This is a genomic window from Mitsuaria sp. WAJ17 (genome assembly GCF_014174515.1).
In the GTDB taxonomy this organism is placed as follows: Bacteria; Pseudomonadota; Gammaproteobacteria; order Burkholderiales; family Burkholderiaceae_C; genus Roseateles_B.
On the sequence record NZ_JACJUG010000005.1, the window covers coordinates 23230 to 42581 of the forward strand.

At 67.9% G+C, this 19352-nt stretch carries 17 protein-coding genes, 1 tRNA gene and 2 pseudogenes; 4 read left to right on the forward strand and 16 right to left on the reverse strand.

Going from position 1 to position 19352, the window contains the following annotated elements; translation table 11 throughout:
* Positions 1-268 precede the first annotated feature (268 nt).
* The 9 genes and pseudogenes from H5407_RS05405 to rsmB all read right to left on the reverse strand — a co-directional run bounded on the left by H5407_RS05405 (position 269) and on the right by rsmB (position 8037).
* Positions 269-991, reverse strand: a complete 723-nt coding sequence (locus tag H5407_RS05405) for a hypothetical protein (RefSeq protein WP_183103416.1) — start codon at positions 989-991, stop codon at positions 269-271.
* A 38-nt stretch (positions 992-1029) separates the two neighbouring features.
* Positions 1030-1215 carry a hypothetical protein gene (locus H5407_RS05410; protein WP_183103417.1) on the reverse strand — a complete coding sequence of 62 codons (186 nt, stop codon included), beginning with the start codon at positions 1213-1215 and terminating at the stop codon, positions 1030-1032.
* 573 nt (positions 1216-1788) lie between these two features.
* Positions 1789-2166, reverse strand: a complete 378-nt coding sequence (locus H5407_RS05415) for an effector-associated constant component EACC1 (RefSeq protein ID WP_183103418.1) — start codon at positions 2164-2166, stop codon at positions 1789-1791.
* A gap of 447 nt (positions 2167-2613) precedes the next feature.
* Positions 2614-2689 (reverse strand) — tRNA-Phe (locus H5407_RS05420).
* A gap of 64 nt (positions 2690-2753) precedes the next feature.
* A pseudogene (locus H5407_RS24825) lies at positions 2754-2939 on the reverse strand (helix-turn-helix domain-containing protein); the annotation flags it as partial.
* Positions 2940-3182: 243 nt separating this feature from the next.
* Positions 3183-3464: pseudogene (locus H5407_RS24830) on the reverse strand (response regulator); the annotation flags it as partial.
* Positions 3465-3477: 13 nt separating this feature from the next.
* Positions 3478-5736, reverse strand: a complete 2259-nt coding sequence (locus H5407_RS05430; protein ID WP_183103420.1) for an ATP-binding protein — start codon at positions 5734-5736, stop codon at positions 3478-3480.
* Between the two features lie 220 nt (positions 5737-5956).
* Positions 5957-6628, reverse strand: a complete 672-nt coding sequence (locus H5407_RS05435) for a DUF4390 domain-containing protein (RefSeq protein WP_255501086.1) — start codon at positions 6626-6628, stop codon at positions 5957-5959.
* The gene (gene rsmB, locus H5407_RS05440; RefSeq protein WP_310737620.1) at positions 6628-8037 is read right to left on the reverse strand and encodes a 16S rRNA (cytosine(967)-C(5))-methyltransferase RsmB; all 1410 of its coding nucleotides are present in this window, start codon (positions 8035-8037) and stop codon (positions 6628-6630) included. The genes H5407_RS05435 and rsmB overlap by 1 nt, the downstream gene beginning before the upstream one ends.
* 156 nt (positions 8038-8193) lie before the next feature.
* Between rsmB and folE the strand changes: the two genes are divergently transcribed.
* Complete coding sequence (gene folE / locus H5407_RS05445; RefSeq protein ID WP_183103421.1) at positions 8194-8919, forward strand: GTP cyclohydrolase I; 726 nt, start codon at positions 8194-8196, stop codon at positions 8917-8919.
* Positions 8920-8940: 21 nt separating this feature from the next.
* A complete protein-coding gene (locus H5407_RS05450) occupies positions 8941-9363 on the forward strand; it encodes a BLUF domain-containing protein (RefSeq protein WP_183103422.1) in 423 nt (140 codons plus the stop codon).
* Positions 9364-9380: 17 nt separating this feature from the next.
* Here H5407_RS05450 and H5407_RS05455 read toward each other — a convergent pair whose 3' ends face one another.
* Together H5407_RS05455 and queC are read right to left on the reverse strand one after the other, a co-directional pair.
* Entirely contained in the window at positions 9381-9926 is a 546-nt protein-coding gene (locus H5407_RS05455; RefSeq protein WP_183103423.1) for a LemA family protein, read from the reverse strand.
* Between the two features lie 8 nt (positions 9927-9934).
* Positions 9935-10669: a 7-cyano-7-deazaguanine synthase QueC gene (gene queC / locus H5407_RS05460; protein ID WP_183103424.1), complete on the reverse strand. Its 735-nt coding sequence runs from the start codon at positions 10667-10669 to the stop codon at positions 9935-9937.
* Positions 10670-10780: 111 nt separating this feature from the next.
* Here queC and H5407_RS05465 point away from each other — a divergent pair, with 111 nt between their 5' ends.
* Positions 10781-12358 (forward strand): mucoidy inhibitor MuiA family protein, encoded by a 1578-nt coding sequence (locus tag H5407_RS05465; RefSeq protein ID WP_183103425.1) that lies wholly within the window; start codon positions 10781-10783, stop codon positions 12356-12358.
* A 12-nt stretch (positions 12359-12370) separates the two neighbouring features.
* On the opposite strand, the gene H5407_RS05470 is transcribed toward H5407_RS05465, so the two are convergent.
* Both H5407_RS05470 and H5407_RS05475 read right to left on the reverse strand, forming a co-directional pair.
* Positions 12371-13081, reverse strand: coding sequence for a hypothetical protein (locus H5407_RS05470; RefSeq protein WP_183103426.1), 711 nt, complete (start codon positions 13079-13081; stop codon positions 12371-12373).
* A gap of 61 nt (positions 13082-13142) precedes the next feature.
* Positions 13143-14456: a glutamate-5-semialdehyde dehydrogenase gene (locus H5407_RS05475; RefSeq protein ID WP_183103427.1), complete on the reverse strand. Its 1314-nt coding sequence runs from the start codon at positions 14454-14456 to the stop codon at positions 13143-13145.
* A 146-nt stretch (positions 14457-14602) separates the two neighbouring features.
* Between H5407_RS05475 and H5407_RS05480 the strand changes: the two genes are divergently transcribed.
* Positions 14603-15517, forward strand: coding sequence for a GyrI-like domain-containing protein (locus tag H5407_RS05480; protein ID WP_183103428.1), 915 nt, complete (start codon positions 14603-14605; stop codon positions 15515-15517).
* A gap of 43 nt (positions 15518-15560) precedes the next feature.
* On the opposite strand, the gene H5407_RS05485 is transcribed toward H5407_RS05480, so the two are convergent.
* The 3 genes from H5407_RS05485 to H5407_RS05495 are packed head-to-tail and all read right to left on the reverse strand — an operon-like array spanning position 15561 to position 19338.
* On the reverse strand, positions 15561-16409 hold the full coding sequence (locus tag H5407_RS05485) for an N-acetyltransferase (RefSeq protein WP_183103429.1): 849 nt from the start codon (positions 16407-16409) through the stop codon (positions 15561-15563).
* 48 nt (positions 16410-16457) lie between these two features.
* On the reverse strand, positions 16458-17447 hold the full coding sequence (locus H5407_RS05490) for an AEC family transporter (protein ID WP_183103430.1): 990 nt from the start codon (positions 17445-17447) through the stop codon (positions 16458-16460).
* 31 nt (positions 17448-17478) lie between these two features.
* The gene (locus H5407_RS05495) at positions 17479-19338 is read right to left on the reverse strand and encodes an ATP-binding protein (protein ID WP_183103431.1); all 1860 of its coding nucleotides are present in this window, start codon (positions 19336-19338) and stop codon (positions 17479-17481) included.
* Positions 19339-19352: the final 14 nt, after the last annotated feature.

The following is a 19352-nucleotide window of genomic DNA, read 5'->3' on the forward strand; positions in this document are numbered from 1 at the left end:
TTACGACTGAACTTCTAGCCTGGCGAGCTCCGCTGAAAGCCCAAATATTCTCAACGAGTTACGAGGCGCCTGTTCCCTTTATTGACCGAACCGCAGAACTTAGGCCCGAACAGCTTCACTTGAGTTCCTCGCCGGAACGAAATTTCATGATTTGTGACAAAGGCATAGTTTCGACGCACCATGCGAACCGACCGAACCGTCGCTCACAAATGAAGACCCTCCTGTCCTCCCCACCATATCAAACCGGATATCCCACTTTTCCGAGCGCCTATCTCTTTTCAATCAAAAACGCCTCAGGAATGTATGAATAGGCTTTGCCAACATAAACGGACTGCCCAAGATATCCCAAAGCATTCAACCTCTCCTCAATTTCTCTTGAACCCCCCCAACTCCCGCTCGACACTATATTCTTTACACCGAGCCGTTCCAACTCTGCAACTGAAGGGCACCATAGAGTGTAGTCTCTGCGAACCAGCCCTTCCTTTAGTGCTCCAACAGTGAGTATTCCAGAATACACAATCAAGTCAACAGAAACTCCGGCCTTAGCATACAAAAGCTGCTCGCGCTGCAGTATTATCTTCTTTTCCTCAAGTCGCACCTGAGAGTCCAAACCTGGTCTAAATGGCGTGAACGAATGGCCGCCATGCCATCCAATAATCGCCCCAGATTTAATAAACTTTCTATTTCCAGCTATGAACAGATAATTCGCGCAGCTGGAAGCACAAAAATCCTCAATCTCGATATCAAGCGATCGACGCTGAATCTCTTCCGCAATTTCCAGCCCAGACTCAGTAACCCCACCCTCACTTGAAATCTGAATCAACTTTACCTTATCATCAATTAATTCATAAAACCGCCTAGAAACAGCCGGCGTAAGAACCCCCTCAATCCGCAACACGGCATCAGACACTCTCGTTATGGAGCCAGACTCGAATGCCTGCGAACTAAAGGAGGCCAGCCACAGCAGGCAAAATGCAATTAGTTTCATCATAAGCAACGCCCTTCCATAAAGCGGAAGGGCGCCTTAGTTTACATGGGGATCTTGTAGCGCGTCACCACACAGATTTCCCATCCCTCACCCAGGGCGGGGTCTTTTACGGGAGTGCACGCACGGCCAAGAAGATTGGGGTCTTCATGATTTTTCTCATCATGTCCATCTCCCCATCGATCGCCGCCCGAAATATGGACCAATTCATCGCACTTCAATTCAATCATCGCAACCCTCATTTTGTTGTTTTCGAAACGATGCAGATTTCAACCTCATGTCCGTCAATTCGGAACCCGAGATCTTTGCAGATTTCATGGGGCCCTTGCTTATCAGGACTTCCTCCATTCGCCGTCGATCGTCCTTCGGGTGTATCTCCCCAACGATCCCCCCCGGAAATTACTTCCAGCAATTGCACATCAAAAATTTCTTGCATAGTATAAAAATATCTAATGGCTTCCCATAGAAGACTTAGTCTTCTCCCTATTGCCAAGCATCCATCACCGTTCAGGTTCAGATTGCCCGGCTTGGGCAATGTAGCAGCGAGCAAGAGGATAGCCCCCCCCCCCCCCAAGAAGTAGGAGTGAGAACTACCCGAGGCCATGCAGCCTCGCGGAAGGCTGAAGAAACCCTGGGCGAAGAGAACTCGAATGCACGGCTTAGTTGTGAAACGTCAAGAGGTTGCTTCTTGTCGAACTGGGTCTGGCGATGGGCGGCAGGCCACCGATGCTGCGGCGCAGGCGGTAGCAGTTGTAGTGATGCTGCCCAGCTAGTCGATTTTGGCGGCCGGCTGCAACCGCTCCTTACATAGCTTTGTCGTCGCGGCGCTGACCAGAACCGGCCGGAGGGTTGGGGTCGATCGCCGTGAAGTGCGCGGCCGCTTTCAACACCTTTTCCAGTTCCACCATGGACAACCCTTCGGCGTGCACGGCGGTCTTGTCTTGCGTCGTGATGATGACCTTGCGCCCGTTGCGTTTGTTGATGAAGGCAACAACTACAGCTGCGACCGCAGGCCAGAAGGTCGCGGAGCCAAGGACCTTGACGATCTCTAGCGCCTCGCCTGAGGCCATGGGAACACCTGATCGCACAGCGCGCATCTGGTAGCGCACACCGTGCGCGTTCAGCTCTTCCAGAAAGGGACCGAAGCTGCTCTTGAAGAGGTGTACTGGCAATGTTTCCATGGTGCACCCTAGCGCGTCTTTGACGCGTACGCCTTCTTCACTCGCCGATTGATGAAGCTGTTCAACCCGCGCCCCTGCTGAGCCAAGCGCTTCATTTCCTCCACGTTTTGCGCTCCCGCGCTTTGGGCCGTGCACAGGTACACCGTACGGTCACGGAATTGCACTTTGATAGACGAGTCGACTGATTCGAACGCGATCACGTTCGAATCGCCACTACGATTGGCATAGCGTTCCCTTCTTTTACCCCCTTGTGCAGCGCATGCAGCGAACAGAATGTTACGCAGCTGTCAGCGCACCAGGGGGCATCGAACTCGCTTGGCGCGCAAAGCGCACACCGGAAATCGCCCGGCGACATGCGGACTGAGGTTTCTCGCGAACGAAAAAAAGCCCGGTCATGCCGGGCTTCTTGCACCCCAAAACGCTAAGCGGCGCTTGGAGTTTTTATCTTGGTGGCCAAGGGCGGAATCGAACCACCGACACGCGGATTTTCAATCCGCTGCTCTACCAACTGAGCTACTTGGCCATCTTTGCCTCACCAACCGCTTCGTCTTGCGACGCCGTGATCAGCGAAGACCATGACTATAACACTAAATTTGGCTGTTGCGCTTGTTTCTTGAAAGATCGACGCCCAGCTGCTTCAGCTTGCGGTACAGGTGGGTGCGTTCCAGGCCGGTCTTTTCAGCCACGCGGGTCATGGAGCCGTTCTCCTTGGCTAGGTGGAACTCGAAGTAGCTCTTCTCGAAGGCGTCGCGGGCCTCGCGCAGGGGGCGGTCCAGCTCGAACAGTTGCTCGGAAGCCAGTGCCTGCACGGGGGCGATAGCCGGGGCGGCACTGTGGACGCCATGGCTCATCACGGCCCCGTGCGCGTGCATGGGCAGCTCAGGCCTCGTGGCATAGCTGGGCATGCCGGGCGGCGGCGCGGCGGGGCGCGGGGCGGTCTTCACCAGGGCCTGCTCCACGGCGCGCAGCAGCTTCTGCAAGGTGATGGGCTTTTCAAGGAAGGCGATGGCGCCGAACTTGGTGGCCTCCACCGCGGTGTCGATGGTGCCGTGGCCGCTCATCATGATCACGGGCATGGTCAGCTGGCCGCTGCTGCCCCACTCTTTGAGCAGGGTGACGCCATCGACGTCGGGCATCCAGATGTCCAGCAGCACGAGGTCGGGCCGCATGCGCTCGCGGACGGCGCGCGCCTGGCCGGCGTTCTCGGCCAGTTCGATGGTGTGACCTTCGTCGGTCAGGATTTCAGACAACAGGGCGCGGATGCCCAGTTCGTCGTCAACAACAAGAATGGTTGCCATGTATGCCTACTGTTCACGCGGCCCCGGGAGCGTCGCTCGGCTCGGCCGGGCTCGGTGCAGTCGCGAGTTTTGAAAATGATAACGAAACTTGCGCGCCATTCGGCGGCAGGGACTCGTCGCCCTCGGGATGCAGATTGCTGAGGCGGATCCGCGCCCCGTGTTCATCGGCGATCTTCTTGACCACGGCAAGCCCCAGGCCCGTGCCCTTGGACTTGGTGGTCACGTAGGGTTCGAAGGCTCTCTTGAGCACCTTCTCCGCAAAGCCGGGGCCGTTGTCCGAGATCACGAGGCGCAAGCCACGCAGTTCGCCAGTGTCGCCGACGGATTTGAGCGTGCGTACCCGCACATGCCCTTGCTCTCGATCAGCAACTGCGTCCAGGGCGTTCTGCACGAGGTTGTGGATGACCTGGCGCAGCTGGGTGGCGTCGCCCACGATGAGGGGCAGCTCATGGCTCAGCTCGGCATGCAGGCGGCCGGCTTCCTGGGCCGAGACGTAGAGCATCAGCACCTCGCCCACCAGGGCGTTGAGGTCCAGGGGCTTGAGCTGGGCGGCGGGCAGGCGGGCGTAGTCGCGGAACTCGTTGACCAGCTGCTTCATGGCCTGCACCTGATTGACGATGGTGCCCACCGAGCGCACCAGCATGGCCTGGTCCGCCCCCTCCAGCTTGGCCTCGAGCTTGTGCTGCAGGCGCTCGGCGGAGAGCTGGATTGGCGTCAACGGGTTCTTGATCTCATGGGCCAGACGCCGCGCGACCTCGCTCCACGCGGCAGAGCGCTGGGCGGAGACCACCTCGGAGATGTCGTCGAACACGATCAGGCGCTCGCCCTCGGGCAGGCTGGCGCCGCGCACGAGCAGTGTGAGGGCCTCCTCCTTGCCGGGCAGCTTGAGCTCGAAGCTGTCCTGCCAGGTGCCGTCGTTGTCCATGCTGCTAGCGAAGCGCTGCGCCACCTCCGCCGCGAAGTCCTGCAGCTCGGGCACGGCCTCCATGCGCTGGCCCTGGTAGGCCGACAGGGGCAGGCGCAGGATGCGGGTGGCGCCGGGGTTGATGGTGTCCATGCCGCCGCGGGCATCGAAGCCGATCACGCCGGCAGTGAGGTTGTCCAGGATGGTCTGCAGATGGGTGCGGGCGCTCTCCAGCTGGGTTACGCTCTGCTCGACCATGTGGCGAGCGTCGGCCAACTGCTGGGTCATGTCGGCGAAGCTGCGGGTCAGGCCGCCCAGCTCGTCGCGCGAGGCGATGGTGGGCTTGGCGGTGAGGTCGCCCTGGGCCACCTGGCGCATGCCGTCGGCCAGCAGCAGCAGGGGCTGGGCGAGCTGATCGCCCAGGGTCACGGCCAGCAGCAGGGCCGCGAACACGGCCAGGATCAGCACCAGAGTCAGGGTGCCGAGGTACATCTGGCGCATGCCGTCGCGCTCCAGGGAACGCTGCTGGTACTCGAGGTTGGCGTTCTGCACGGCCAGGGCATTGGCCAGCACCGAGCCCGGCAGGCCCTGCACCACCATCAGGTAGCGGTCGCTGGCCCCCAGGCTGAAGTCGTTGCTGGGCACCACGGCCAGGGCGCGGATGCGGGCCTGGCCCTCCAGGGCCTTGGACTCGTCCTCCAGGCCCTCGATCTTGCTGATCACGCCCTGGCGCCGGGCATCGCGCAGCAGGTTGCTGCTGGTGCGGCTGAGGGTGAGGGCCGGATTCTCGGCGCCGCCCACCACGAACAGGGGCTGACCATTGGCGCCCAGCAGGCTCACGGAGCGAGCCGAGAGCTGGTCGCGCAGCCGCTCCAGGGCAAGCGTCATCGGCGTGCTGCCGCCCTGTTCGCCCAGGCGCTCGGCGGCACTCTTGGTCTTGCTGCCCAGCTCGTTGACCAAGCCGTCCAGCGTGCCCTGGCCCAGCTTCAGCCCGGCCTCCAGCGCGCTGGCCAGGCGCACGTCGAACCAGCTCTCGATGGAGCGGTTCACGAACTGGTAGGACACGGTGTAGATCAGCACGCCGGGCACCACGCCCACCAGGGCGAAGATGCCGGCCAGCTTGAGCAGCAGGCGGCTGCCAAACTTGCCGCGCCGCACGCGCAGCACCAGGCGCACGCCGGCGCTGATGATCACGGTGGCCAGCACCAGGGCCACACCCACGTTGAGCCAGAACAGCCAGCCGTAGTGCCGCTCGAAGAAACCGCGCTCGGCTGTAGCGCCGATGGACAGCAGGAAGGCCAGCAGGCCCGCCGCCCCGGCAACCGCCAGGAGCGAGACCAGCCAGGCCCAGCGCCTCACACGGCTCATTGGAGCACCCTTCGCACTGCGTGCTGTCCCGCCAGGCGGGAATGAGCCCCTTCGGGCGGCCGGGCGGCGATCACCGCGCGCACCCTTCGCACTGCGTGCTGTCCCGCCAGGCGGGAATGAGCCCCTTCGGGCGGCCGGGCGGCGATCACCGTGCGCACCCTTCGCACTGCGTGCTGTCCCGCCAGGCGGGAATGAGCCCCTTCGGGCGGCCGGGCGGCGCTCATGGCTGCAGCCGGCCGCTGAAGTCAGGCGCGAGATTGAGCTTGTGCTCCACGCTCAGGCCCCAGCCCTGGGGCGCGCCCAGGCCGATCTGCATGGGGCGGGGCAGTTGGGAGGTGTCCAGCTTGTAGCTGAACTCGAGGTAGTACTTGCCGTCCTCATCGATGTCACGAGGCTCGGCGATACGCCAGCCGGAGACTCCGCGCATGAAAGCCAGGGCCTCGGGCAGGCTGTCGAAGTTCTGGTGCAGGCCTTCGGTGGTCACCCGGTACTGTCGGGTCAGGGGCTGCCAGACCAGGCGCCAGCTGCGCACGCCACGGGCAGCCCGGGCATCGCGCCAGTACCAGCGGCTGCGCATCACATTGACTTCGGCCTGGAAATAGACCGGCAGACCCTTGAGCAGGGCTTCCTCGACCGGCTTGGTCAGCTCGAAGCGGGCGCTGAAGCTCAGCAGCAGGCCTTCGTCGGTGCGCTCGGTGCGCAGGTCGCTCAGGTGGATGCCCTCCGCCCGCGCTACGGGCACCGCCCCCAGCACCAGGGTCAGCACCATCAGCAGGCTCCAGGCCCAGCGCAGCGCCCGCTGCCTCCAGGCCACGGCGCAGCCCGGGCCCTTGAAGGACCAGGCACAGCGCAGCAGACATGGCGCCTCGTGCGCCAGGGGGGCGAAAACCATCAGCGGGTGGATGCAGGCGATTTCAGGAGCAGGGCATAGAAGAAGCCGTCCAGCGGGACGGCCTGCCCGGCCGCGTCTCGGGAGCCATTGTCAGGCACGGGCAGCAGATGGCCCGTGAGCCCTGCGCACTCCGCGGCTTCGGCGTCCGGCTGGCGTTGCAAAAATGCGTCGACCTGGTCCTGCCCCTCGGCCTTGAAGAGCGAGCAGGTGGCATAGACCAAGCGACCACCGGGCTTGAGCAGGGGCCACAGGGCGTCCAGCAGCTCGGCCTGGATGCGGGCCAGCTGGGGGATGTCTTCGGGGCGGCGCAGCCAGCGCACGTCCGGGTGGCGGCGCACGATGCCGGAGGCGCTGCAGGGGGCGTCCAGCAAGATGGCGTCAAAGGGGCGGCCGTCCCACCACTGAGCGGTCTGGCGGGCGTCCACGGCGCGGGTCTGGGCCTGCAGCTGGAGGCGGCGCAGGTTGTCCTCGACGCGGGACAGACGCTCGGGATCGGCGTCCAGAGCCAGGAGGTCCAGCGATTGCAGCTCCAGCAGGTGCGCGGTCTTGCCCCCGGGGGCCGAGCAGGCGTCCAGCACCCGGGCGCCGGGCGGCAGGGCGGGCAGGGTCAGATCTTGCCCCTCTGCGCCGCGCCCCCGCAGCGCGGCCACGGTCAGCGCGGCCACGGTCAGCGGGGCGGCTATCTGGGCGGCGGCGTCCTGGACCGAGACGGCGCCCTGCTCGAAGCCCGGCAGGGCAGCCACGGGCTGGGGCCGCTCCAGCAGCAGGGCCTGGGGCAGGCGCTCGCCCGGCAGGCGCGAAGCCATGCCCTGCGCCGCCAGCCGCGCCTGATAGGCCGTGGCACTGCCCTGGCGGGCATTGACGCGCAGGGTCATGGGCGGGCGACTGTTGTTGGCGGCGAGGATGCCCTGCCAGTGCTGGGGCCAGTCCTGGCGGACGCGGTCTATCCACCACTGCGGATGGTTGTGGTGGGCCACCGGGTCGCGCTGCAGGCCCTGGACCAGGGCCTCGCGCTCGCGCAGGAAGCGGCGCAGCACCGCATTGACGAAGCCCGCGCTGGGCGCTGCGCGCTGGCGCACAGCGCGCACAGTCTGATCGACCACGGTGTGCGCGGCGTAGGGCGGATCGTCACTGGGCCACAGCAGGGCCAGGGCGCACAGCAGCAGGTTCTCGACCTTGGGCGGCGGCGCCTTGGGCGCCAGCTGGCGGCGTAGGGCCTGGGCCGCCCCCAGTTGGCGCAGCACCAGGAAGCTCAGGGCCTGGGTGCCGGGGCGCAGCTCGCGCGGGCAGCGGGCCAGCACATCAGTGAGCGAACGCCCCTGGCGCACGGCCTGGACGGCGTCCGCCGTCTGCTGCAGGAGGCGCTGCAGGGGGATGCCGGCAGCAGGGGAAGAGGAGGTTTCTGACACCCGGGCAGTGTAAGTGCGGGGCTGCGGCCAGGCTTAGACCGGCGTGAAGCGCGCAGAGGCTTGCCCGGTCGTGGCCTGGGGCCAAGTCCGGACCCAGCGCACCGGATCGATCCAAAAAGGCCACAATCCGCGCAGGAAAAGCAGCGAGAGATCCCCATGCCCGGCAAGACCGCCCCCCTTCCCGCCCTCAGCGCCGACGAGCTGGCCGCCCTGCCCGCCTCGGAGCGCGTGCGCTACCGGCTGCTGGCCGCCGACTGCCGCCACCATGCCAATGACAATATTGCCGACTTCATCGAGGACGGCGAGCTCGACGAGATCCAGGCCGAAGTCCAGCGGCAGCTGCAGGGCGTGCTCCGCGCCCTGGTGATCGACACCGACAGCGACCACAACACCCAGGAGACCGCCAAGCGCGTGGCCAAGATGTTCGTGCGCGAGGTCTTCAAGGGGCGCTACGTCCAGGCCCCGGACGTCACCGAGTTCCCCAACGTCACCCGGCTCAACGAGCTGATGATCGTGGGACCCATCACCGTGCGCTCGGCCTGCTCGCACCACCTGTGCCCCATCGTCGGCCGGGTGTGGATCGGCCTGCTGCCCAATGAGCACTCCAACCTGATCGGTCTGTCCAAGTACGCGCGGCTCACCGACTGGATCATGAGCCGCCCCCAGATCCAGGAAGAGGCCGTGACCATGCTGGCCAACGAGCTGCAGGAGCGTGTGCAGCCGGACGGCCTGGGCATCGTGATGGAGGCCGACCATTTCTGCATGCATTGGCGCGGCGTCAAGGACAGCGAGTCCATGATGACCAACAGTGTGATGCGCGGCGCCTTCCTCAAGGACCCCAATCTGCGCCGCGAGTTCCTCTCCCTGCTCAGCAAGAAGTAAGCACTTTCCCAGGAGCCAGCCATGCTCGTCCGTCTTCTCTACGCCAGCCGTGCCGCCGAAGGCACCAAGGAAGCCCAGCTGGCGGCCATCCTCAAGCAGTCCCGCGAACACAACCCGGCCGAGGGCATCACCGGCTTGCTGTGCCTCAGCGACGGCGTCTTCATCCAGGTGCTGGAGGGCGGCCGCGATGCCGTCAACGCGCGCTACAAAGCCATCGTGCAGGACCCGCGCCACCACGACGTGATCCTGCTGAGCTATGAAGAGATCGACGAGCGCCGCTTCGCCGGCTGGAGCATGGGCCAGGTCAACCTGCACCGGCTCAACCCGGCCCTGGTGCTCAAGTACTGCGAGAGCACCCGCCTCAACCCTTACACCATGCGCGGCCAGGCCTTGATGGCGCTGTTCCAGGAGCTGGTGAGCTCGGGCGTGATCGAGTGCAGCTGATCAGCCCGGCAGGCTGATCACAGCGAGCGCGCCTCGCCAAAGCCGAAGAAGCTGGCCAGCAGCCGCGTGGGGAACTGCTGCACCGCCTCGTTGTAGACGCCCACGGCCTGGTTGAAGACCTGCCGGGCGAAGGCGCGCTGGCGCTCCACCATCTTCAACTCGTCCACCAGGGCGAAGACCTCCGGATGCTCGGCCAACGCGCCATGGTGCTCCACGAGCGACATCAGCCGCGTCAGCGCCGCCGCATGCACGGCCGCCGCCACGGCCAGGGCGGCCACCGGGTCCGCCGCATAGGGCTTGGCACGCACGGCATTGGCGGCGGACTGGGCCTCGCCCTGGGCGTTCTCCAGAGCGTCGAAGGTGGCCTGCTCGTTCTGCAGCAGGGGCCGCAGCTGCTCCAGCAGCCGGGCGCAGAGCTGGGCACGCTGCGTCAGCAGGCCGTCCAGTTGGCCGTAGGCGGTGCCGATGGCGTTGCGCAGCCGCATCATGCGGTTGTAGCCGCCCACGCCCCAGAAGAAGAGCATGGCGGCCAGCAGCCAGGGGGTCCAGGACCAGGACGTCATCCAGGACATCATGCACCGGCGCGCTGCAGCGCCAGGAAACCCTCGTAGCCCTGGGCCCGTAGCTCACAGGCCGGGCAGCTCCCGCAGCCATAGCCCCAGGCGTGGCGCTGCTGGCGCTCGCCCAGGTAGCAGGTGTGGGTGTGCTCGATGATGAGCTCGTTCAGCGCGGCGCCGCCCAGCTGCTGGGTCAGGGCCCAGGTCTGGGCCTTGGTGATGAACATCAGCGGCGTCTCGATGGTCATGGGCTGGTCCAGGCCCAGGCTCAGGGCCACCTGCAGGGCCTTGAGGGTGTTGTCGCGGCAGTCGGGGTAGCCGGAGTAGTCCGTCTCGCACATGCCGCCCACCAGCACCGAGGCGCCGCGGCGGTAGGCCAGGGTGGCGGCGAAGCTCAGGAAGAGCAGGTTGCGGCCCGGCACGAAGGTGTTGGGCAGGCCGTTGGCCTGCATCTCAATGGCGCGGGATTCGGTCAGCGCGGTGTCGGAGATCTGGCCCAGCAGGGCGAGGTCCAGCATATGGTCCTCGCCCAGCCTGGCGGCCCAGGCGGGAAACTGCGCGGCGAGTTCGCGGCGCACGGTCTGGCGGCAGTCCAGCTCGATGCGGTGGCGCTGACCGTAGTCGAACCCGATCGTCTCGACCTGGGCGTAGCGATCGAGCGCCCAGGCCAGGCAGGCGGTGGAGTCCTGGCCGCCGGAGAAGAGCACCAGGGCCTTGCGGGTGGAATTGGCTTGCGGAGGAAGACTCATGGGCCGCAGTGTGCCATTGCCGATCGCAGCACGCGCCGGGAGCCCTCTCGACATCGCCCGGCGGCGGGCCGTCGGTGTTAGGCTGAAGTCCCCCCTGGAAGCCCCGCAGCCATGCCTCAAGCAAAGCCCCTGCAGTCCCTTCTCGCCCTCTCCGCCCTGGCCAGCCCGGCCCTGCTGGCCCAGGCGGCCGACACCCTTCGCCAGGTCACCCTGCACCCCCAGGGCGCGACCATCGAGCGGGCCCTGGCCCTGGCGCCCCAGGCCCGCGAGGCACGCTTCAGCTGCCTCAGCCCCGAGCTGGTCGCCGATTCCCTCCAGCTGCTGCCCGCCGCCGACATGGGCGTGGGCGAGGTCCGCCTGGAGTTGAAGCCCGCCGAGCTGCTGCCCGAATGCGAACGCGGCAGCAAGGTGCGCGAGCTGGAGCACCAGTCGCGGCAACTGCAGGCGGAATCGGAGGCCCTGGCGGTCTCCCTCAACTTCCTCAAGCAGTTGACGGGCAAGGACCTGCCGCCCGGCGGCAAGCTCTCCGAGACCCTGGAGACCCTGCGCCGCCAGACCCTGGACCAGCTGCAGCGCCAGCAGGCCCTGAAGGAGCGCATGGAGGCGCTGGATCGCCAGTTGGCCCAGGCCCGCGAGCAGGAGGGCGACCAGCGCCAATACCAGGTGCTGACCGTGCCCGTGGACACCGTGCAGGGCGGCGAGCTGCGCCTGCGCTACCGCAGCGAGCAGGCCGGCTGGACGCCCCTGTACCGCGCGCGACTGGACACGACGACGGGCCAGCTGAGCCTGGAGCGGCGCGCGGAGGTCTCGCAAAGCACCGGCGAGGACTGGAGCAACGTGCCCCTGCGCCTGAGCACCGAGCTGGGCCGGACGCAGGGCGGGCCGGGCTATCTGTCGCCCTGGCTGCTGGACATCCGCCCCAAGGAAGAACTCGCCCGCCGCGAGGCCAGGCCCTTGCCTGCGCCCATGGCGGCGGCGGCACCGGCGCCTGCGGTCCAGATGCTCAAGGAGTCCGTGACCGTGGCCGGCTCACGCGCGCGCACCGACTTCCGCCCCGAGGTCTTCGTCGGCGAGTTCGCCACCGAGTACGCCATCCCCACCCGCCAGCGCCTGCTCAGCGGCGCCCAGCCCTTGCAGCTCTCGCTCGGCAAGGAGGCGGTGGAGACCGCGGTCTACAGCCGCGTCCAGCCCCAGGTGGACAGCGCCGCCTTCCTCATCGCCGAACTGGCCCGCCCTGCCGGCAGTTGGCCGCGCGGCAAGCTGCAGCTCTACCGTGACGGCCTTCTGGTGGGCGAGACGCAGCTCTTCTTTAGCGGCGAGCAGAAGGCCGACTGGGTCTTCGGCCGCGACGACCGCCTGCGCGTGCGCCGCCTGCCCGAACGCCTGGACGGCGCCAACGCCGGCCTGATCAGCCAGCGCCAGGAGCGCCAGGTGGAGCGGGCCTACGAGGTCGAGAACCGCACGGACAAGCCCCTGCCCCTGCTGGTGCTGGAGGCCAGCCCGGTGAGCCAGCATGCGGACATCCGCATCGAGGCCCTGCTCAGCCCCGAGCCCCAGGCCGGCGACTGGCGCGAGCAGCGCGGCATCCGCGCCTGGCGCCAGACCCTGGCCCCGAAGCAGACTCAGCGCTTCAGCGCCCGCTACAAGCTCTCGGCGCCGGCCGATGCGCAGGTGACGGGCTGGCGCTGAGCCGGCGCGGGCTCAGCGCTTCCCGGCGGCCTGCTCGCTGCAGCGCTGCAGGTTGAAGCGCGCGGCGCGGTAGAGGGGCAGCAGGATGTCGTGGTCGGTGGGCGCTGTCTCGCGGAACATCTTCAGCTGCTCCTCGTCAGCCCCCTCGCGGGACAGCCGGCGGCACTCGTCCGGCCGGCCCAGGTGATAGGCCGCCACGGCGCGGTCATTGTTCAGCGCATAGGCCTCCGACCAGTGCAAGTAGGGGCCGCAGGCGCTCGCCAGCTCGCCCCAGCGCGCCGCGGCCTCCGCATGGCGGCCCGCCTTGTAGTCCTTGAGGCCGGCCGAGCGGCGCGCTTGCCGCTCGGCGTCGGTGCAGCCGACCGGCGTCGGGTGGTAGATGCCATCGAAGGCAGCCCGCTGGCCGCAGAACATGCGGCAGACCGACTCCATGGCCGGCGACGCGGGCCCCACCTGCAGGCGCCCGCCCGGCAGGGGCTTGAACTGCAGCTTGCAGCCCTCCCCTGCGTCGCCCTGGCTGCCCTGGCGTGCGCCGTCCAGGGTGCAGCTGTGGCCGTTGGACCCCATGGCCAGCAGCTCGAAGCGCTCCCCCTGGAAGCTGAGGTTGCCCCAGCCGGCCTCCGTGACATAGGTCGTGGGAGGCGGCGCGGCCTGTGCTGCCAGGGCCAGGATCGACAGCAGGGAAGCGTTCAGCAGGCGCGTCAGGGAACGAGGAGCAATCATGGCTGAGCGGTAAAAATACTGGCGCGGACCATAACACGCCTGCTGCTCGGCCCGGGGCGCCTCAGCCGCGCACCTCGCCCTGGCCCAGCACGATCCACTTCATCGAGGTGAGCCCCTCCAGGCCCACCGGTCCGCGGGCGTGGAACTTGTCGGTGGAGATGCCGATCTCCGCGCCCAGGCCGTACTCGAAGCCATCGGCGAAGCGGGTGCTGGCGTTGACCATCACGCTGGCGGAGTCGACCTCGCGCAGGAAGCGCATGGCGTTGGGGTGGTTCGTGGTGAGGATGGCGTCGGTGTGGTGCGAGCCGTGCTGGTTGATGTGGGCCATGGCCTCGTCCAGGCTGTCCACCACCTTGATGCTGATGACGGGGGCAAGGTACTCGGTGCTCCAGTCGGCCTCGGTGGCGGGCACCACCTGGGCGCCCGGCACGGCCTGCAGCGCCTCCAGGCTGCGCGGGCAGCCGCGCATCTCCACGCCCTTGGCCGCGAACACGGCGCCGATGCGCGGCAGAAAGGCCGCAGCCTGCGCTGCATGCACCAGCAGCGACTCGGTTGCGTTGCAGGGGCTGTACTTCTGCGTCTTGGCGTTATCGACCACGCACAGGGCCAGGTCCAGGTCCACCTCGGCGTCCACATAGCAGTGGCAGTTGCCGTCCAGGTGCTTGATGACGGGCACGCGGGCCTCGCTGGCGATGCGCTCGATCAGGCCCTTGCCGCCGCGCGGGATGATCACGTCCACGAACTCGGGCATGGCGATCAGCCGGCCGACGGCAGCGCGGTCGGTGGTGCCGACCAGCTGCACCGCGCTGCCGGGCAGGCCGGCCTCTTCCAGGCTCTGCGCCACCAGGGCGGCCAGGGCCATGTTGGAGTGAATGGCCTCGGAGCCGCCGCGCAGCAGGCAGGCGTTGCCACTCTTGATGGCCAGCGAGGCGGCCTCGATGGTCACGTTGGGGCGGCTCTCATAGATCATGCCGAAGACGCCCAGGGGCACGCGCATCTGACCCACGCTGATCCCGCTGGGGCGGCGCTTGACGCCGGTGATCTCGCCGATGGGGTCGGGCATGGCGGCAATCTGCTCGCAGCCCTCGGCCACGGTGGCGATCACGGCGGGCGAGAGGCGCAGGCGGTCCAGCATGGGGCCGGCCAGGCCCGCGGCCTCGGCGGCCTGCAGGTCGCGCGCATTGGCCTCGGCCAAGGCTGGCCCTGCCGTGCGCAGACGGCGAGCCAGGGCCAGCAGGGCGGCGTTCTTCGCGGCCGTGGGCGCGGCGGCCATCTGGCGGCTGGCGTCGCGCGCGGCGGCGCCCAGGGCGTCCATGTAGGCGGCAATGTCCTGGGCGGGATCGGGCAGGGAGGCGAGCGAAACTGCGGTACTCATGCGCCCGATTCTCCGACAACAGCCCCGGCACGCCCCGCGACAGGCTTTCGCCGCTGGACAAGCCCTTCTTTCGCCGCCGGCATCCGCCCAGGTCAGCAAGAGCGGCACGGCGGGATTTCGCCCCGGCCCCTAGGCTTCGCCCCACGATGAAAGCGCCCGAGAAAGCCTCCTCCACCGACTCCCTGCACCGCTGGCAGGCCCGCATGCAGCAGGTGCTGCGCCATGTGGACAGCCAGCCCGAGGCGGCCCTGGACCTCGGCGGCCTGGCCGCCCTGGCCCACAGCTCGCCCTATCACTTCCATCGCCAGTTCGCCGCCCTGTGCGGCCTGCCCCTGGCCCGCTATGTGCAGCTCTCACGCATGCGCCGCGCGGCCCAGTGGCTGGCCCACCGGCCGGCCATGCCGGTGCTGGAGGTGGCCCTGGCAAGCGGCTACGAGAGCCCGGAGGCCTTCACGCGCGCCTTTCGTCGTCTGTTCGACAAGACCCCCAGCCAGTGGCGGCGCGATCCGCGCTCCGCGGCCTGGGCGGCCTGCGAGCGGCAACTTCATCAAGCGGAGCAATGGCCCATGAACGACGACCCCTTCCAGCTCGACCAGGTGCGCCTGGCTCAGACCCCCGACATCCCCGTGGCGCTGCTGATCCACCGGGGGCCCATGCAAGACCTGGCCCCCAGCCTGCAGCGCTTCATCGCCTGGCGCAAGGAACGCCAGTTGCCACCGACCAAGGCCGCCACATTCAACGTGCTCTATGACGACCCCGGCTCGGTGGCGCCCGCCGACTGCCGCTTCGGCCTGGCCGTGGCCTGGGACCAGCCCGTGCCACCGAACCCACAGGGCCTCGTCGCTGATCGCATCCCGGGCGGCCTGCATGCCGTGCTGCGCCATGAGGGCCCCGATGCCAGCCTGGACCAGGCCATGCGCTGGCTCTACGGCGTGTGGCTGCCCCAGAGCGGCCTGGAGTTGCGCCACGCCCCGCCCTTCCTTCAGCGCCTGCGCTTCTTCCCCGAGGTGCCGGCGCACGAGGCGCTGGTGGAGATCCACCTGCCTCTGCAGGCCGCCTGAGCCGCGCGGCGCCGGCTCACAGGGCCCACCGCGCTCAGCGCACTCAAAGCGCCCGCAGCATCCAGAGCTGGTACAGGGGCTGGCGCTGCAGGCCCAGGCGCTCCAGGGCCTCGCCGCCCACGCCGGGCCGCAGCAGTTGGGCCATGCGCCATTCCTGCCATTGCGGATGCTGCGCGGCCAGGCTCTGCAGCAGGGCCTGAGCGTCTAACTGGGCGGGCGATCGATCCACCAGAGCTCCGATCTGGAAGACCTCGGCATCGTCCGCCCTGGGCGCGCCGGTGAGCAGGGCCGAGCCCCAGGCCCAGGCACGCTGGCCCATGGCGCCGTCCAGGCCCGGGCGGGTCTGCTGCAGGGGCAGGGCCAGGTCTTGCCCCTCCGCCTCATCCAGCCAGTCCAGGGCCTCCTTCCAAGCCAGCTCGCGTGCGACGAGCAGCGGGCCGGCGGGCACCGCGCCGGTGTAGCCGTGCAGCGGATCACGGGCAACGAAGCCCTGGCGCTCATAGAGCCGGCGTGCCCGCTCGTTCTGGGCGAAGACCTCCAGCTCGGCCCGCCGGCAGCCTGCCTGGCGCGCGCGGGCGAGGAAGTCCTCCAGCAGGGCCGGCGCCGCGCCGCTGCCCCGCGCGGCCGGCAGCGCGCCCATGGTGCCCAGGCGCCAGCTGGCATGCCGGGGGCGCGGCGCGCTGAGTGCAAAGGCGAGGATGCGCCCCTGGCCGTCCAGCGCGACGCGGCTCAGGCCCAGATCCACGCCCTGGCGCGCCAGAAAGGCCGGCCAGGCCTCGAAGGGCAGCATGAAGGGGCCGATCAGGTAGTCAGCAAAGGCGGCACCGAAGGCCTCGTGCAGGGCCGTGGCCGGCACCTGCGTGGCGGGACAAAACTCAAGGGCAATGGACATGAGGCAAGACCTGACACCACGACGCCGCAAGGCGAGACCCTCAGTACATCAGAGCAGGCCCAGGCGCACCAGTCCCGTCAGCCATAGCGGCGCGCTGAAGGCGAAGAGCAGGGTGCCCAGCACCACGGCGGCTGTCGTCTCGGCTTCCTCGCAGCGGTAGCGCTGAGCGAAGATCAGGGCGTTGGAGCCCGGCGGCAGCGCCGCCATCATCACGATCACCGCCAGCGGCAGCGCGGGCAGCTCCAGCAGCCACAGGCCCAGGCCCAGCACCAGGGCCGGCAGCACCAGCAGCTTCCAGGCCAGCAGCCCCAGCACCGAGCGCCAGCGCACCGGCCAGCCGTAGTAGGCCAGGGACATGCCGATCAGCGTCAGGCACAGGGGTACCACGGCCGTGCCCAGCATCTGCAGCACCTCGTCCAGTGCCTGGGGCAGGCGCCAGCCGGTGGCGTTCCAGAGCAGACCGGCCAGCACGGGAAGCACCACCGGATGGATGATGGTGTTGCGGGCCGTCGCCAGCATGGTGGCGCGCAGGCCCTGCGGGTTGTGTGCATGTGCGGCGCTGGCGAGGTCCAGCTCCACCAGCAGGGTCAGCACGCTCAGCAGGGTCAGGGCATGCAGGCTCACCACGGTGATGTGGATGGCCAGGCCCTGCTCGCCGAAGACTGCCGCCGCCAGGGGCACGCCCACCTGCAGGGTGTTGCCGAAGCTGGCCGTGATGGCCCGCACGCTGGGGCTGGCCACCGCGCCCCGCCCGCGCCAGCGCAGCCAGGCATAGCAGGCCAGCATGCCCAGCACCACGGGAAGGAAGAAGCCCAGCAGAGTGGCCCAGGGCAGGTGATGGAAGTCGATGCGCGCCGTGGTGCGGAACATCAGGGCCGGCACGAAGATGTAGAAGGCGGCGTTGGACAGCACCCGGGCCGGGTCTCCGCCCGTGCCGCCGGCGTCAAGCCCGCCCAGCCAGCGCATGCGGCCCACGAGCCAGCCAATGCCCACCGCCACCATGATGGCCAGCAGCTTGTCCAGGACGCCCTCGTTCATGGCCGACAGTATTGCTGGAGGCACATGGCCTTCAGGCCTGCAGGGGCAGTTCGAGGTCGAACCAGAAACTGCTGCCCGCGCCCGGCTCGCTGTGCACCTCGATGCGGCTGCCCATCAGGCGCACCAGCTGCTGGCTGATGGACAGGCCCAGGCCCGTGCCGCCGCTGCGGCGGGCATCCTCGGCCACCTGCTCGAAGGGCTGGAACAGCCGGCCCACTTGGGCCTCGTTCATGCCGATGCCGGTGTCGCTGACCTCGATGCGCACCGTCGCGGTGGCCGGCGACTGCCCGACCAGCTCCGCCACCAGGCCCAGGCGGCCGTGGTCAGTGAACTTGACGGCGTTGGAGAGGAGGTTGAGCAGCACCTGGCGCAGGCGCTGGCCGTCCACGCGCACGCGCAGCGGCAGGTTCTCGTCGATGCGGACCAGGAAGGCCAGGCGCTTCTCGGCCACGCGCAGGCGGATGGCATCGCAGGCCACCTCCAGCAGGGCGCGCAAGTCCACGGTGGCGGGTTGCAGCCGCACTTTGCCGGCCTCGATGCTGGCCATGTCCAGCAGATCGGTGATCAGGGCCAGCAGGTGCTCGCCGGAGTCGCGCACGAGGTTGATCTTGTTGCGCTGGGCCTCGTCCAGGCCCTCGTCCATCTGCAGCAGCTGGGCAAAGCCCAGGATGGCGTTGAGCGGCGTGCGGAACTCATGGCTCATGGTGGCCAGGAAGCGGCTCTTGGACTGGTTGGCCGCTTCGGCACGGATCTTGGCTTGGGACAACTCCATGGTGCGCGCCTCGACCAACTCCTCGAGGTGGTCGCGATGCCGGGTGAGCTCCTGCTCGGCGAGGCGGCGCTGGGTGATGTCGCTGATCATGCCCTCGATGCGGGCCTCCTGCCCCTGCCCCTCGGGCACGACATGGGCGCTGAGCTCGATCCACAGCTGCCGGCCGTCGTGTGTACCAACCAGCATGGGCACCTGCTGCAGCAGACGGTGGCGCATCAGCGCGCGCAGCACGCGGCGCAGCTCGCCCGGCTCCAGCTGGACCAGGCGGCGCAGGTTGCGCGAGGCGGCCAGGGCCAGGGCGGGCCGCTCGTAGCCCAGCATCTGGGCCATGGCCTTGTTGAGGCCGAGCAGGCGGCCGCGCCCGTCGGTCTGGAAGATGCCCTCGGTGGCGTTCTCGAAGAGGCTGCGGTAGCGGGCCTCGCTGGCGCGCAAGCCCTCCGAAGACTGGCGCAGCTGGTGGCTCATGCGGTTGAACTGCTCGGTCAGCTCGCCGATCTCGTCCCGGCGCTCGACGGCCAGCGTCACGCCCAGCTCGCCGTGCGAGACCCGCTGCGCCAGAGCGCCCAGGCGCGAGACCGGCTGCTTCACCAGGCGGTTCACCAGCCAGTAGCAGGAGGCCAGCACCGCCACCAGCACCGCCGCCAGAAGCATCGCCACGAAGCGCCGCATCTCCGCCACCGCGGCGGCCACGCGCTCGCCGGTAAAGTAGAGCCGGGCCTGGCCCACCTTGACCGGCCGCTGCTGCGCCACAGCCTGGTAGACCACGTCGAACTCCTTGACCAGGGGAGCGGTCGTGGCGACCTTGTCCCGCTGGCGGCGCAAGGGCTGGACATCGACGCCCAGCGCCTCCAGCTCGATGGCCTGCACCTCGGGATCGGCCATGACGGCATCCAGCAGGTTGGAGATCGCCGCGCTGTCCAGGTTCCAGATGGGCCCCGCGAAGCCGCGCGCCGCGATTTGGGAAAGGCGCTCCTGGCGCTGCAGCAGGGCCTCGGTCAGCTGGCGCTCCTCGCGACTGGTCCAGTAGGCGCCCACGGCCAGCACCAGCAGGGTCGCAACGGCGCCCAGGCCGGCCATCAGGCGGGTCTGGATGCTCCAGTCCCTCAGCGGTGCTCGCATGCGACTCCTTGCAT

Coding starts and splice junctions, on each gene's coding strand:
- H5407_RS05405 (WP_183103416.1), bottom strand. CDS start 991: ATGATGAAACTAATTGCATTTTGCCTGCTGTGGCTGGCCTCCTTTAGT.
- H5407_RS05410 (WP_183103417.1), bottom strand. CDS start 1,215: ATGATTGAATTGAAGTGCGATGAATTGGTCCATATTTCGGGCGGCGAT.
- H5407_RS05415 (WP_183103418.1), bottom strand. CDS start 2,166: ATGGAAACATTGCCAGTACACCTCTTCAAGAGCAGCTTCGGTCCCTTT.
- H5407_RS05430 (WP_183103420.1), bottom strand. CDS start 5,736: ATGAGCCGTGTGAGGCGCTGGGCCTGGCTGGTCTCGCTCCTGGCGGTT.
- H5407_RS05435 (WP_255501086.1), bottom strand. CDS start 6,628: ATGGTTTTCGCCCCCCTGGCGCACGAGGCGCCATGTCTGCTGCGCTGT.
- folE (WP_183103421.1), top strand. CDS start 8,194: ATGCCCGGCAAGACCGCCCCCCTTCCCGCCCTCAGCGCCGACGAGCTG.
- H5407_RS05450 (WP_183103422.1), top strand. CDS start 8,941: ATGCTCGTCCGTCTTCTCTACGCCAGCCGTGCCGCCGAAGGCACCAAG.
- H5407_RS05455 (WP_183103423.1), bottom strand. CDS start 9,926: ATGACGTCCTGGTCCTGGACCCCCTGGCTGCTGGCCGCCATGCTCTTC.
- queC (WP_183103424.1), bottom strand. CDS start 10,669: ATGAGTCTTCCTCCGCAAGCCAATTCCACCCGCAAGGCCCTGGTGCTC.
- H5407_RS05465 (WP_183103425.1), top strand. CDS start 10,781: ATGCCTCAAGCAAAGCCCCTGCAGTCCCTTCTCGCCCTCTCCGCCCTG.
- H5407_RS05470 (WP_183103426.1), bottom strand. CDS start 13,081: ATGATTGCTCCTCGTTCCCTGACGCGCCTGCTGAACGCTTCCCTGCTG.
- H5407_RS05475 (WP_183103427.1), bottom strand. CDS start 14,456: ATGAGTACCGCAGTTTCGCTCGCCTCCCTGCCCGATCCCGCCCAGGAC.
- H5407_RS05480 (WP_183103428.1), top strand. CDS start 14,603: ATGAAAGCGCCCGAGAAAGCCTCCTCCACCGACTCCCTGCACCGCTGG.
- H5407_RS05485 (WP_183103429.1), bottom strand. CDS start 16,409: ATGTCCATTGCCCTTGAGTTTTGTCCCGCCACGCAGGTGCCGGCCACG.
- H5407_RS05490 (WP_183103430.1), bottom strand. CDS start 17,447: ATGAACGAGGGCGTCCTGGACAAGCTGCTGGCCATCATGGTGGCGGTG.
- H5407_RS05495 (WP_183103431.1), bottom strand. CDS start 19,338: ATGCGAGCACCGCTGAGGGACTGGAGCATCCAGACCCGCCTGATGGCC.